The organism is Kribbella sp. CA-247076, assembly GCF_050942445.1.
GTDB lineage: Bacteria > Actinomycetota > Actinomycetes > Propionibacteriales > Kribbellaceae > Kribbella.
Map to the genome: position 1 here is coordinate 3,188,163 of NZ_CP192051.1, position 13,603 is coordinate 3,201,765.

General features: G+C 69.2%; 11 protein-coding genes and 1 pseudogene. 7 read left to right on the forward strand and 5 right to left on the reverse strand.

Annotation, left to right across the window (positions count from 1 at the left end; all coding sequences use genetic code 11):
* Positions 1–717, reverse strand: a complete 717-nt coding sequence (locus ACQPYZ_RS15100) for a DUF554 domain-containing protein (RefSeq protein ID WP_433168574.1) — start codon at positions 715–717, stop codon at positions 1–3.
* 149 nt (positions 718–866) lie between these two features.
* Between ACQPYZ_RS15100 and ACQPYZ_RS15105 the strand changes: the two genes are divergently transcribed.
* Positions 867–1,496 carry an N-acetyltransferase family protein gene (locus tag ACQPYZ_RS15105; protein WP_433168576.1) on the forward strand — a complete coding sequence of 210 codons (630 nt, stop codon included), beginning with the start codon at positions 867–869 and terminating at the stop codon, positions 1,494–1,496.
* On the opposite strand, the gene ACQPYZ_RS15110 is transcribed toward ACQPYZ_RS15105, so the two are convergent.
* Positions 1,459–1,848, reverse strand: a complete 390-nt coding sequence (locus tag ACQPYZ_RS15110; protein WP_433169686.1) for a hotdog fold thioesterase — start codon at positions 1,846–1,848, stop codon at positions 1,459–1,461. The genes ACQPYZ_RS15105 and ACQPYZ_RS15110 overlap by 38 nt on opposite strands.
* Positions 1,849–1,985: 137 nt before the next feature.
* Here ACQPYZ_RS15110 and polA point away from each other — a divergent pair, with 137 nt between their 5' ends.
* Positions 1,986–4,688, forward strand: coding sequence for a DNA polymerase I (gene polA, locus ACQPYZ_RS15115; protein WP_433169688.1), 2,703 nt, complete (start codon positions 1,986–1,988; stop codon positions 4,686–4,688).
* Positions 4,689–4,914: 226 nt separating this feature from the next.
* On the opposite strand, the gene ACQPYZ_RS15120 is transcribed toward polA, so the two are convergent.
* Positions 4,915–5,388: an NUDIX hydrolase gene (locus ACQPYZ_RS15120; protein ID WP_433168578.1), complete on the reverse strand. Its 474-nt coding sequence runs from the start codon at positions 5,386–5,388 to the stop codon at positions 4,915–4,917.
* Positions 5,389–5,609: 221 nt separating this feature from the next.
* Between ACQPYZ_RS15120 and ACQPYZ_RS15125 the strand changes: the two genes are divergently transcribed.
* The 3 genes from ACQPYZ_RS15125 to ACQPYZ_RS15135 are packed head-to-tail and all read left to right on the forward strand — an operon-like array spanning position 5,610 to position 9,275.
* Complete coding sequence (locus ACQPYZ_RS15125; protein ID WP_433168581.1) at positions 5,610–7,364, forward strand: extracellular solute-binding protein; 1,755 nt, start codon at positions 5,610–5,612, stop codon at positions 7,362–7,364.
* A gap of 50 nt (positions 7,365–7,414) precedes the next feature.
* Positions 7,415–8,296, forward strand: coding sequence for a carbohydrate ABC transporter permease (locus tag ACQPYZ_RS15130; protein WP_433168583.1), 882 nt, complete (start codon positions 7,415–7,417; stop codon positions 8,294–8,296).
* A gap of 4 nt (positions 8,297–8,300) precedes the next feature.
* Positions 8,301–9,275, forward strand: a complete 975-nt coding sequence (locus tag ACQPYZ_RS15135) for an ABC transporter permease (RefSeq protein WP_433168585.1) — start codon at positions 8,301–8,303, stop codon at positions 9,273–9,275.
* Between the two features lie 4 nt (positions 9,276–9,279).
* Here the strand turns inward: ACQPYZ_RS15135 and ACQPYZ_RS15140 are convergent, their stop codons facing one another.
* Positions 9,280–10,542, reverse strand: a complete 1,263-nt coding sequence (locus ACQPYZ_RS15140; protein ID WP_433168587.1) for a polysaccharide biosynthesis protein — start codon at positions 10,540–10,542, stop codon at positions 9,280–9,282.
* Between the two features lie 40 nt (positions 10,543–10,582).
* Here ACQPYZ_RS15140 and ACQPYZ_RS15145 point away from each other — a divergent pair, with 40 nt between their 5' ends.
* Positions 10,583–12,253 carry a hypothetical protein gene (locus ACQPYZ_RS15145; RefSeq protein WP_433168589.1) on the forward strand — a complete coding sequence of 557 codons (1,671 nt, stop codon included), beginning with the start codon at positions 10,583–10,585 and terminating at the stop codon, positions 12,251–12,253.
* Positions 12,254–12,299: 46 nt separating this feature from the next.
* Positions 12,300–12,398: pseudogene (locus ACQPYZ_RS15150) on the forward strand (DUF2613 family protein); the annotation flags it as partial.
* On the opposite strand, the gene ACQPYZ_RS15155 reads toward ACQPYZ_RS15150, so the two are convergent.
* Entirely contained in the window at positions 12,352–13,551 is a 1,200-nt protein-coding gene (locus ACQPYZ_RS15155; protein WP_433168591.1) for a glycosyltransferase family 4 protein, read from the reverse strand. The pseudogene ACQPYZ_RS15150 and the gene ACQPYZ_RS15155 overlap by 47 nt on opposite strands.
* Positions 13,552–13,603 lie beyond the last annotated feature (52 nt).

Genomic DNA, 13,603 nt, shown 5'->3' on the forward strand with positions numbered 1-13,603 from the left:
TCAGCTCCGGATCACGACCAGCAGCTGCACCAGCAGTGGTGCGACGATCAGTGCCGGCAGGAGGTCCGCGACGGCGATCTGCTTGAGCTTCAGCAGCCGGAGGGCGACGCCGATCAGCATCACGCCGCCGGTCGCGCCGAGCGCGGTCACGTGCGCCTCCGGCAGTACGTCGCCCAGCACCGCGCCGACCGCGGTCATCAGCCCCTGGATCACGAGTACGACGAGCGCGGACGCCGCCACGCCCCAGCCGAACGACGCGGCGAAGGCGATCGAGGCGAACCCGTCCAGCACCGCCTTGAGGAACAACTGGTCCGCACCCCGGCCCAGCCCGTCGGACAACGCGCCCAGAAACGTCAGCGGCCCCACGCAGAACACCATCGAAGCGGTCACGAAGCCCTCGACGAAGGTGCTCTCGCTGTCGCCGCGGCTGAACCGGTGCTGCATCCAGGCGCCGAAGTCCTCCAGCCGCTGCTCGATCCGCAGCAGCGAGCCGGTGATCCCGCCGATCAGCATCGCGCCGAGCACGATCAGCACCGGCGCGCTGTCGCCGACCGCGTCGCTGAGCACCGCGTCGCCGACGGTGAGTGCCGAGGTGATCGCGATCAGCAGCGTCACCAGGCCGAGCGCGTCGGTGACCAGGTCGCGCGTGCGGTGACTGAGCCGGTGGCCGATGAGTACGCCGAGTACCGATCCGGTGAGTACCGTCGCGACGTTCACGACCGTACCGATTCCGATGAACAAACCTGGTCTCCGATCAGCCCGGGGGGCAGCTTTGCAAGAGACCCCCGAGGGCCTACTGTTGCGCGAGGACGAGCGTATCCGCACGTCCCGTTCACCTCGGGGGTGGACCAGACCAGGAGGTCGCTGTGGCAGCAGCCATCGAGGTGAGGGACGCCCAACCGGGTGATGCCGGCGTCTTGGTGGCGTTGTGGCGGGAGATGGCCACCGGCGCCGGGCATCCGCCGCGCCTGCCGGCGACGCCGTCCGCGGCCGCGGTCGAGGTTGCTGTCGGCAAACACCTGGACGACCCGTTCGGCCGGTTGCTGGTCGGCGAGCTGGACGGCGCCGTCCACGGCATGGCCTACCTGCGGCGCACGGCGATCAGTCCGCTGCACGACGACTTCACCGTCACGGTGGAGTACCTGCACGTCAGCGACGAGGCCCGCCGGCACGGCCTGGGCAAGGCGCTGATCGCGGAGGCGGCCGCCTGGGCCGAGCACGAGAACTGCGCCCACCTGGCCGCGGTCGCGCCCGCGGTCGCCCGGGAGGCGAACCGTTTCCTCGCCCGGCTGGGTCTCGGGCAGGTCGGCGTACTGCGGTTCGCGAGCACGCACACAGTGCGCCGCCGGCTCGCGGCCGAGCACGCGCCGAACCTGCTGGCCCTGCTGTCGTCGCGACGGTCCGTGATCGCCCGGCGCGCCCAGCTGGCGCGGCCACTGCCGGTCGACCCCGCCGACGTCAGCTACCCGGCGGCGCCGGAATCAGCTGGCACGTGATCCGCGCGGTGCAGACCCGCTTGTCCCGCTCGTCGGTGACGACGACCTCGTACGACGTGGTCGTCCGGCCGAGGTAGATCGGCGTGGCCACCCCGGTGACGACGCCCTCGCGGACCGCGCGGTGGTGGGTGGCGTTGATGTCGACGCCGACCGCGACCTTGTCGTAGGCGGCCGCGTGCAGGGCGGAGCCGATCGAGCCGAGGCTCTCGGCGAGCACGCAGGACGCGCCGCCGTGCAGCAGCCCGTACGGCTGGGTGTTGCCCTTGACCGGCATGGTCGCCACCACCCGCTCCGGCGCGGCCTCGGTGACAACGATTCCCATCAATTGGAGGAGCGTCCCCTCCGTGCCCATGCCCGGTCCGAGGTTCGTCTGATCAGTCACAGCACGCAGACTACGGCAGCCGTCCGGGCGGCCCGAGGCACTGTGACGAAACTGTCGGAGGGAACCACTAGAGTCTGTGTGTGGCTCCAGAGACGAACACCTCGACGATGACCAAGGACGCACCGCAGCCCGGCGCCGGCCGGCCGCGGATCCTGCTGCTGGACGGGCACTCGCTGGCGTACCGGGCGTTCTACGCGCTGCCCGTGGAGAACTTCTCCACCACCACCGGGCAGCACACGAACGCGGTGTACGGGTTCACCTCGATGCTGATCAACATGCTCCGCGACGAGCAGCCGACCCACGTCTGCGTCGCGTTCGACGTGTCCCGCAAGACCTTCCGCTCCGAGCAGTACGCGGAGTACAAGGCCGGCCGGTCGAAGTCGCCGGACGAGTTCAAGGGGCAGGTCTCGCTGGTCAAGGAGGTGCTGGAGGCGCTCCGGATTCCGACCACCGAGATCGACGGCTGGGAGGCCGACGACGTCATCGCCACGCTGGCCACGCAGGCGTCCGAGCAGGGCTTCGAGGTGCTGATCAGCAGCGGCGACCGGGACGCGTTCCAGCTGGTCAGCGACGACGTCACGGTGCTGTACCCGAAGCGTGGCGTGTCCGAGATCGCCCGGATGGACCCGGCCGCGGTCGAGGAGAAGTACGGCGTCGTCCCGCGGCTGTACCCGGATCTCGCCGCGCTGGTGGGGGAGTCGAGTGACAACCTGCCCGGCGTCCCGGGGGTCGGGCCGAAGACCGCGGCCAAGTGGCTGAACCAGTTCGGCTCGCTGAACGACGTGGTCGACCGGGTGAACGAGATCAAGGGCAAGGCCGGCGAGTCGCTGCGCGAGCACCTGGCCGACGTGATCCGGAACCGGCAGATCAACGAGCTGGTCCGCGACCTGACGCTGGACGTCACCGTGGACGACCTGGTCCGCAACCCGTGGGACCGGGACAAGGTGCACACGCTGTTCGACAGCCTGGAGTTCCGGGTGCTGCGCGAGCGGCTGGTCGCCGAGCACGAGGAGGTCGACGCGACCGTCGACCACGGTTTCGAGCTGGACGGCGTCCAGCTGAAGCCCGGCGAGGTGGCCGCCTGGCTCGAGGATCAGGTCAGCACCGGTGAGCGGGTCGGCGTCGCCGTCCAGGGCAGCTGGGGCCGCGGCACCGGCGAGATCACCGGTCTCGCGCTCGCGAACACCTCGGGTGCGGCCGCCTGGTTCGACCCGGCCACGCTGACACCGGACGACGACACGGCCTGGCAGGCCTGGCTCGCCGACCCGAAGCAGCCGAAGGCGCTGCACGACGCGAAGGGTCCGCTGCTCGGCTTCCTGGAGCGCGGCTGGACGCTGGCCGGGCTGAGCTCGGACACCCAGCTCAGCGCGTACCTGGCGCGGCCCGACCAGCGGTCCTACGACCTCGCCGACCTGACCGTGCGGTACCTCAAGCGCGAGCTGCGCAACGAGGAGGCCGACAACGGCCAGCTCAGCTTCGACGACGTCGAGGGCGGCCCGGCCGCGGACCATACGATGCTGCGGGCCCGCGCGATCGCCGACCTCGCCGACACCCTGGACGCCGAGCTCGAGAAGCAGGCCGGGACGGCGTTGCTCGCGGACGTCGAGCTGCCGCTGATCGACGTGATCGCGAGCATGGAGCGGGACGGGATCGCCGTCGACCGGCCGTACCTGGAGGAGCTCGAGTCCCGGTTCGCCACCGGGGTGCGGGAAGCGGCCACCTCGGCGTACGAGGTGATCGGCAAGGAGATCAACCTCGGATCGCCGAAGCAGCTGCAGGTGGTGCTGTTCGACGAGCTGCAGATGCCGAAGACCAAGCGGACCAAGACCGGTTACACCACCGACGCGGACTCGCTGCAGGCGCTGTTCGAGAAGACCGAGCACCCGTTCCTGGCGTACCTGCTGGCGCACCGGGACGCGACCAGGCTGCGGCAGACGGTCGAGGGGCTGCTGAAGACGATCAGCCCGAAGGACGGCCGGATCCACACCACGTTCAACCAGACGATCGCGGCGACCGGGCGGCTCAGCTCGACCGACCCGAACCTGCAGAACATCCCGATCCGGACCGAGGAGGGCCGCCGGATCCGGCAGGCGTTCGTCGTCGGCGAGGGCAACGAGTCGCTGATGTCGGCCGACTACAGCCAGATCGAGATGCGGATCATGGCGCACGTGTCCGAGGACGACGGGCTGATCTCGGCGTTCAACTCCGGGATGGACTTCCACTCGGTGACGGCGTCGCGGGTGTTCTCGGTGGAGCCGTCGGCGGTGACGCAGGAGCAGCGGGCCAAGATCAAGGCGATGAACTACGGGCTCGCGTACGGCCTGTCGGCGTACGGGCTGAGCCAGCAGCTGAAGATCGGCGTGGACGAGGCCAAGGGCTTGATGGAGGAGTACTTCGAGCGCTTCGGCGGCGTCCGTGACTACCTGCGCAGCATTGTCATCGACGCCGGCAAGAGCGGGTACACCGAGACGATCCTGGGGCGCCGGCGCTACCTGCCGGACCTGACCAGCGACAACCGGCAGCGCCGGGAGATGGCCGAGCGGATGGCGCTGAACGCGCCGATCCAGGGGTCGGCGGCGGACGTGATCAAGATGGCGATGCTGAAGGTGGACGCGTCGCTGCGGGAGTCCGGGCTGAAGTCGCGGATGCTGCTGCAGGTGCACGACGAGCTCGTGTTCGAGATCGCGCCGGGGGAGCGCGAGGCGCTCGAGGAGCTGGTGCGCCGGGACATGGGCCACGCGGTCGAGATGGCCGTCCCGCTGGACGTCTCCGTCGGCGTCGGCCGCACCTGGCACGAAGCCGCCCACTAGCACCCAGCCGGCTCCCGACCCAGCACAAGCCGCTCGACCCGGCCCACAACACCCGCCGGTCGGCCGGGCCCACCACACCCAGCCGGTCGGTCCGGCCCACAACCCCAGCCGACCGGCCCGGCCCGCAAGGCCAGCCGGTCGGACGGGCCCACAACACCAGCCGGTCGGACGGGTCCGTAGCACCAGCCGGCCGGCCCGGTCCAGAGCGGCAGCCGGTCGGGCGGTTTCAAGGGCGTTCGAAGATGGGGAGGGGGTCGGGGGAGAGGGCGTTGGTGATGCACTCCTGGTCGTGGGCCGGGAGGTCGGGCAGGTTGGACAGCGGGAACCAGGCGACCTCGAGGGACTCGTCGTCGTTGACCCGCGGTTCACCGTGCAGCGCGCGGCACCGGAAGCAGAGGTCGAGGAACTGGACCTGGTCGCCGTTGGGGTAGCTCGACGGCGGCAGCGCCTCGGTGCTGACCAGCCGCTCGACCTCGACCGTGACCGCGGTCTCCTCGTGCACCTCGCGGGCCAGTGCGACGGCCGGTTGCTCGCCCGGCTCCAGGATGCCGGCGACCAGAGCCCAGCCCCCGGTGTCCGCGCGGCGTACCAGCAGGACCTCCCCGGCGTCGTTCAGGACCACGCCGCTGATGCCGGTCAGCCACAGCAGGTCGTGACCGATCTTCGCGCGCAGGTCGAGGATGAACTTCGGCGTCGGCATGGTGCGAACCCTATCGAGCCCCCGATCACGGCTTAGTTTCCGCAAGAAAGTTGGACGTTCAGCCGCAAGCGGCAAACGCTTGCCCTGCAAGATGCGGACAGTGTCCGTCCGACCCCGGCAAGTTACGACCAAACCCTTCCGAAAGACATCCGATCTGTGTCATCCTCCCGCAAGGATCCGAGATCCTATCGGATATGGCATCACCGGCACCGGGAGGCAGCATGCACGACGACCTCGGAACGACGACGGTGAAGCGGCGGTCGTTCGTCGCCGGCGCGGCCGCGATCGCCGCCACCGGCGGCAGCGGCCTGCTGAGCGGCTGCGGCTCAGGTACGGCGGAAACCGGTGCCGCCCCCGAGAGCCTGGCCCAGCCTCCGGGCGAGCTCGGCCCGTTGAAGAGCGGGATCAACTACCCGCCCGGGTACGTCGGCCCGAAGGCGCGCCGGCAGACGGCGATCGTCAGCGAGCCGGTCACGTTCACCGTGGTCGTCCCGCAGAGCCTGACCGTCGGCGACTGGTCGAAGAACGAGTTCACCCGCTGGCTGGAGCAGCAGACCGGCATCCGGATCCGGTGGCGCCAGGTGGCCGGCAAGGGCGACGACGCCGAGACGATGACGAAGGTCAACGCGATGATCGCGGCCGGCGACGTACCGGACGCCTTCCTCGGCATCACGTTCACGCGCTCCCAGCTGTACCTGTACGGCGCCCAGAACCTCTTCCTCGACCTGTCGCCGTACCTCGACCGGTACGCGCCGAACCTGCAGGACGCCAAGAAGGACTACCCGGAGGCGGGCAAGCTGATGGTGTCGCCGGACCAGGGCACCTACAGCTTCCCGGACATCAACGACTGCTACCACTGCCGCGCCTCGAACGGCCGGGCGCTGCTGAACACCGAGTGGCTCCGCAAGGTCGGCCTGGCGATGCCCACGACGACCGACGAGTTCCGCGAGGTGCTGACCGCGTTCAAGAAGGCCGATCTCGCCGGCGGCGGCCGGACGATCCCGTTCGGTGGCTACAAGGACGCGCCGCTGGACACGTACTTCATGAACGCGTTCCTCTACAACCCCGGCGAGCCCTGGCTGGTGGTCGACGACGGCAAGGTCCGGGCGAACTACGTCCGCGACGAGTGGCGCGAGGGGCTGAAGTACCTACACGGCCTGTACGCCGACGGCCTGCTGGCGAAGGACATCTTCACCGCCAACGAGGACCAGATCAAACGGTACGGCGACAACCCGGGCGGGCCGATCCTCGGTGGCGCGCGGGTGTACTACTGGGGCACGTTGATGACGCTGGACCTGGTCGACCCGAAGGCCCGCTGGCACCAGTACCGGACGATGGAGCCGCTGAAGGGTCCGGCCGGTGTCCAGGTCGCGCCCTGGGACTACCTCGACGTCGGCCTCGAGGTGTCCACCCTGGTCGTCACCCGCAAGTGCCGGCGTCCCGACCTGCTGGTGCGCTGGGCCGACTACCAGCTGGATCTCGAGGTGGTGCTGCGCTCGTACGCCGGACCGGACTTCCGCTGGTCGGTCAAGGGTGACAAGGGCATCAACGGGAAACAGTCGATCTACGGCTACGACTCCTGGGACACCGACGAGACCAAGGGCAAGACCTGGGACCAGTACGGCGTGATGTACCGGTCGGGCGACTTCCGGCTGGCCGAGCGGGTGAACCCGAAGCGGCCCACGTTCGAGTCTCCGCTGTACGAGGAGACCCGGGACCACCTGTTCCCGCACCGGCAGCCGATGGAGCAGCAGTTCCCGCCGGTGACGCTGGAGGCCGACCAGGCCGCGCTCGACGCCGAGATCGGGCTGAACCTGAAGACCGAGGTGACCACGTCGCTGGCGAAGTTCGTCACCGGCCGGCTCGATCCGGCCGACGACGCGCACTGGAACGACTATCTCGACCGCATCCAGCGCATCGGGCTGCAGCCGTACCTGGAGATCCAGCAGGCCGCCTACGAGACCTACCAGGGGTGATGACTGTGGCCACCACGACACCCAGCACACCGACCGGGGCCCCTGCGCCCGTGCGCGAGACCCGGTCCGACCGGATCGTGATGATCTGCAACTACACCGCCCTCGGCCTGTTCACGCTGGCCGTGCTCTACCCGCTGGTCTATGTGGTCAGCGCCTCGCTCAGCGATCCGAAGAACGTGGTCTCCGGCGAGGTCTGGCTGTGGCCGGTCGGCTGGAGCGTGGACGCGTTCCGGGCGATCTTCGACTACGACTCGATCGTCAGCGGGTTCTCCAACTCGATCGTGTACGCCGTCGGCGGGGCGCTGATCGCGACCGCGCTGACCCTGCTCGCGGCGTACCCGCTGTCCCGGAAGGGGTTGCCGGGCAAGGGCCTGATCATGGCGCTGTTCGTGTTCACGATGATGTTCAGCGGCGGACTGATCCCGACGTACCTGGTGGTCGACCGGCTCGGGCTGCTGAACACGCGCTGGGCGATCGTGCTGCCGGCCGCGCTCGCGGTCTGGAACATGATCATCACCCGGACCTTCTTCCAGACCACGATCCCAGAGGAGCTGGCCGAGGCCGCGAAGGTCGACGGGTGCACCGACTTCGGTTTCTTCTGGCGGATCGTGCTGCCGCTGAGCAAGCCGATCATCGCGGTCAACCTGCTGTTCTACGCGGTCGCACAGTGGAACTCCTGGTTCAGCGCGCTGATCTACCTGACCAACGAGCACCTGTTCCCGCTCCAGCTGGTGCTGCGCCAGATCCTGATCCAGAACAACTTCGACCCGTCCCAGGTCCGCGACACCGCGGAGCTGATCCGGATGAAGGAGTTGCAGGAGCAGCTGAAGTTCTCGCTGATCGTGATCGCCACCATTCCGCCACTGCTGATCTACCCCTTCGTGCAGAAGCACTTCGTCAAGGGGGCCATGGTCGGCTCGTTGAAGGGCTGACCCCATGGCTACAGACACCCTGGTACGACGGACGCCCGCGCACAGCACCGCCCGGCCGAAGAAGCAGGCGCTCGGGCTCGGTGCGCGGATGCGGCGCAACTGGCAGCTCTACGCGATGCTGGCGGTGCCGCTGCTCTGGCTGGCGATCTTCGCCTACTGGCCGATGTACGGCGCGATCATCGCCTTCAAGGACTACAACGTGGTCGACGGCATCCTGGGCAGCCGCTGGGTCGGCTTCAAGCACTTCGAGCGGTTCGTCGAGTCGTACCAGTTCTGGCGGCTGCTGAAGAACACGCTGATCCTGCACGTGTACGAGCTGCTGGCGACGTTCTGGCTGCCGATCCTGCTCGCGCTCGGGCTGAACATGGCCCGGCGGCGCTGGTACCGGCGATCGGTCCAGCTGATCACGTACGCGCCGCACTTCATCTCGACCGTGGTCGTCGTCGGGCTGATCGTCGTGATCGTCGACCCGAACAGCGGCGTGCTGAACCAGTTCCTCGGCGTGCTGGGGATCGGGCCGATCGACGTCCTGAGCAACCCGGACTACTTCCGGCACCTGTACGTGTGGTCGGGCGCGTGGCAGACGATGGGCTTCTCGGCGATCATCTACCTGGCCGCGCTGACCAGCGTCGCGCCGGAGCTGCACGAGGCCGCGATCGTCGACGGCGCGTCCCGGCTGCGCCGGCTCTGGCACATCGACCTGCCGGCGATCCGTCCGGTCGCGGTGATCCTGCTGATCCTGAACATCGGCTCGATCATGTCGGTCGGGTTCGAGAAGGTCCTGCTGCTGCAGAACACGCTGAACCTGCAGACGTCCGAGGTGCTCGACACCTACGTCTACAAGCTCGGGTTCGCGTCGCAGGTGCCGCAGTTCAGCTACGCGGCCGCGATCGGTCTGTTCAGGTCCGTGGTCGGCTTGGCCCTGTTGGTGCTGGCGAACGCCTTCGCCCGGCGCTTCGCCCGCAGCAGTCTCTGGTAAGGCGTCAGTCGTCGGAGGTCTGGCGGTGCAGTCCGGCCGCCAGACCCACCGACAGCAGCACCGCGCAGCCGCTGGTCATCGCGACCAGCGCCTTCACTCCGGCCATCCCGTCGGCGAGATCGGTTCCGAGCACGATCCCGGCGCCGATCGCGAGCACGATCAGCCCGATCCAGATCAGCAGCGCGGCCCGCTTCTCCTGCTGCGCGATCGCCGCGTAGACGACCAGCTGCAGTACGGCGTACGCCGAGCCGGCGATCGCGAACAGCCAGGTGTACGGGCCGAGTGGCGCGTAGTCCTCCTTGCCGCCGATCACGGCGAGCACCAGATCGGGCAGGACCAGCGCACCGATGACCGTGCACGCACCGAGCCCCGCGACGGCCTGGATCGCCCGGCGCAGGCGGATCGTGTCGCCAGGCGAGCTGGCGAGCGATGGGAACACAATCACGATCACGAACTGCGGCAGGAACAGGCACGCCTTCGCGACGATCACCCCGGCCGCGTAGTACCCGCTGTGCCGGCCGTCGAGCAGTGCCCGGGCGAACAGCACGTCGGCGTTCGCGATCGCGAAGAACGCGAGGAGCGTGTGCGTGCCGTGCACCGTCTCCCGGACGACGTCCCTGACCTGCGCGGGGGTGCCGCCACTGGACCCGCGCACCAGGAAACCACCCAGCGCAGCCGGTACGGCGGCTCCGAGTGCGAGACCGATCATGGCCGCATCGAGCGACGGATGGATCAGTAGCGCACCGCCGCCCAGGACCAAACGGCCCACACCGACCGAGGTGTAGACCGCGGCCAGCTCGGTCCAGCGTTGACTGCCCTGCAGAACGCCGAGCTGCGAGCCCATCAGCGTCAGACAGCCGAGGGTGGGCGCGAGCAGCAGGATCGCTACCACCGAGTCGATGTGCAGCAGCCAAACGAACAGCGGCGTCGCGAGCGCACACACCAGCGTGAGTCCGAGCGCCGCGCGACGCCCGGCCTTCAGCATCGCGTCGGCCAGGGCTGCGGCGCCCTCTCCGGTGTGCGTGGCGAGCCGGCGTGCGCCGGTGGCCTGCAGGCCGAGTGACGCAACGTTGCCGATCAAGAGCAGCCCGAGCAGGGCCGTGATGGCGCCGAACTGCTCCGGTACCAGCCGGTGGACGCCAATCAGGGTGAAACCGTAGGCGGCAACGTTCATGATGGCCATGCCGACCGCAACCACGGTCGCGCTGCGCAGGAACACCAGGCGTGGGGTCTTGGGCTCTTGCTCGGGGGTGGTTTCTGCGCTCATGCTCTACTGCCTCGTGACGGAACGGGAGGGGAACGGGTTCATGTCAGAACGTGCCGTGCGCGTCCTGGCCTGGCTGTGGCCTGTCCTGCTCACCCTGGTGATCACCGCTCCGCTGCTCGCTCCGGGCTACGTGGTCGGCTACGACATGGTGTTCGTGCCGGACCTCACGGTACGGCTTGACCTGTTCGGTGTCACAACGGCCATGCCCCGGGCGGTCCCGTCCGACGTCCTGGTCGCCGTACTGGACGAGCTCGGCGGCGGCCAGGTCCTGAACAAAGCGGTCCTGGTGGCCATCCCGCTACTGTCCGGGCTCGGGATGACCGCGCTGTGGCGAGAGCTCCGGCTCGGCACCGCGTTGCCGGGCGCCGCGGCCGTCACCCTCTTCGTCTGGAACCCGTTCGTCGCCGAGCGTCTCCGCCTCGGTGCGTGGGCCCTTCTGCTGGGGTACGCCGCTCTGCCGTGGCTGGTGCGGTCCGCTCTACGACTGCGGAAGGGCAAGGGCTGGCCTGGCTTCCTGCTGGCGTCAGCCGGGTGTGCGCTGACTGCCTCGGGCGGCATCACCGGACTGATCGTTGCCGCGCTCATCCTGCTGTGGCCTGGCCGCGGTCAGGTGTGGCCGCTCGGCGGAGCGGTATTGCTGAACGCACCCTGGCTGGTGGCAGGTCTGGCGCACGGTGGCAACGCGACAGTCGACCCGGCGTCGGTGACGGCCTTCGCCGCTCGGGACGAAGGCTACGGCGGAGCCCTGCCTACTCTGCTCACCCTTGGTGGTGTCTGGAACGCGGACGTTGTCCCCGGCAACAGAGGTGACCTGCTCCCGGTGATCTTCGCGTTCGTCATGCTGTTCATGTCAGCGGCCGGTGTGGTGCTGTGGTGGCGCCAGGACCGCATCGCCGGTGCCCTGGTCGTGGCGGCGGGTATCGCTGTGGTGATCGCAATGGCTGGCGTCGTTGCCCCAGGCTTCTTCGCGGACGTCGTGGCGAACGTTCCCGGGGCCGGGCTGTTCCGCGACGGTCAGCGCTACCTGCCTCCACTGGTCCTGCTCGAGTCCATCGGTTTCGGTGTGGCCGTTCACGCTCTGCTGCAACGTGCACCGCTGCACCGGGTCGTCGGCGCGACCGCCGTACTGCTGCCGATCGCGGCGTTGCCCGCACTCGTCGGCGGTCCAGGGCTGAACGTGTCGCAGTACCCGTCCGACTGGGACCGGGCGCAGCAGGCACTCGCCGGGCCCTTCGTCCCGTGGCCGTTCGAGTCCTATCGCGCACCGGTGTGGAACGACCGCCGCCCGGTGCTGGACCCGATGCCGCGGTACTTCGACCAGTCGGCGATCGTCCCGGACGAGTTGATCGTCGGCGGCCACCGCCTCGCCGGTGAGGACCCACGAGCGACCGCGGTCGCAACGGCCGTCCGGACGGCGATGCGCACCGGAGCGGACCCGACGCCGGTCCTGCTGGCGCAGGGCGTCGGCTGGCTGGTCGTCGACCGTGAGGCCGGCGGGCCGCCGCCGCGCGACTCGATCGCCGGCCTGACCGAGGTGTACGCCGGTCCGACGGTGAGCGTCTACCGCCTCGCCGGAACGCCTGCTCCACAACGCCCTGAGGCCTGGCGGACCGTCGTGGTCCTGGCCGCGTGGGTCCTTGCCGGGGCGACTCTGCTGGCCGCGCTGGCAGGCCTGGCGAACCGTCGCGCCATGGTCTGGCGGAGTCGCTGACCGGTTGTTACTCTTCGGTTCACTTATCGAGGAGGGGACACGCTTCATGGGATCACTGATCGGTGCGGCCATCGCCGTATTCGCCGGGCTGGCGGTGGCTACGACCACGGTTGTCGGAGTCGTGCAGTCGGTGCAGGACGAGCCGACGCCGCCGCCGGGGCAGACCCAGGGACAGGCCGACGTCCCGATCGTCGGCTACGGCTCGAAGTAGCAGGGCTCGACGTCGAGAGCAGCCGGTCGAAGGCCAGTGCGGTCGCACCCCAGGTGTAGGTGCCCGCACTGGCCATCGCCCCCGCCGACAACCGCCGGCGGATGACCTCGTCGGCCAGCAACTCCGTGATGGCGGCGCAGAACTCCTCCCGGCCGTCCACCAGTACACCCGACACTCCGTCGTGCACCGACTCGGTCGGACCGCCCGCACTCCGGTAGGCGACCGTCGGTACGCCGTGACCGGCCGCCTCACCGACGACGAGGCCCCAGCCCTCCTTGAGGCTCGGCAACGCCAGCAACCACGCCTCGTCGTACGCCGCGTGCTTGTCGTCCTCGCTGACGTGACCCCGGAACTCGACCGCGTCGTTCAGGCCGCGCTCGGCGACGTACTCGCGTAACGAGTCCTCCCACCAGCCCGAGCCGACGACGACCAAGCGCGCGTCCGGAAGGACCTTGCGGGCTTCGGCGATCGCGTCGACCGCGTGCTCGAGCTGCTTGTGCGGCACGATCCGCCCGACGCACACCACGGTCGGCACGGATGCCTGCGGTCGCTGCCGAGGCGGCGCCGGGTCGGTCCCGTTGTGGATCACCTCGATGCCGTGCACGCCGAGGCCCACGAGCTCGTCGCGGGAAGCCGACGACACGGTCACGTAGCGGCAGTCGTCGTACAGGCGGGGTGCGACACGGGACTCCAGCCACCAGCCGAGCCGGCCGCGCCAGCCCGGGTACACCACCTGCCACTGCTCCTGGTGCACGTGGTGCACGAGGACGACGACGCCGGTACGACGTACGAGGCGGGTAAAGAATGGCAGGCCGTTCTGCACGTCGATGACGTGGTCGGGACGGCGCAGCCAGGTGTGCAGCAGGCCACGCAGGTACACCGTCACCTTGGTGCCGCGGTACAGGTACCGCACGTCGAAGCGCCGTGCCTCCCGCGGACTGCCCGGGTACGCCGCGCAGAGCACGGTCACGCGCCAGCCCAACGCGGCAAGGCCTCTGGCCACCTCCTCCACATATCGCTCGGATCCACCACCCTCAGGGTTCGTCGTGTCCCGCCAGTTCAGCAACAGCACGCTCTGAGCACGCACTCGGTCAGCCCCACCCTCCGGTCACCTCCCCCGAGGTAATGGGCGGGGACGT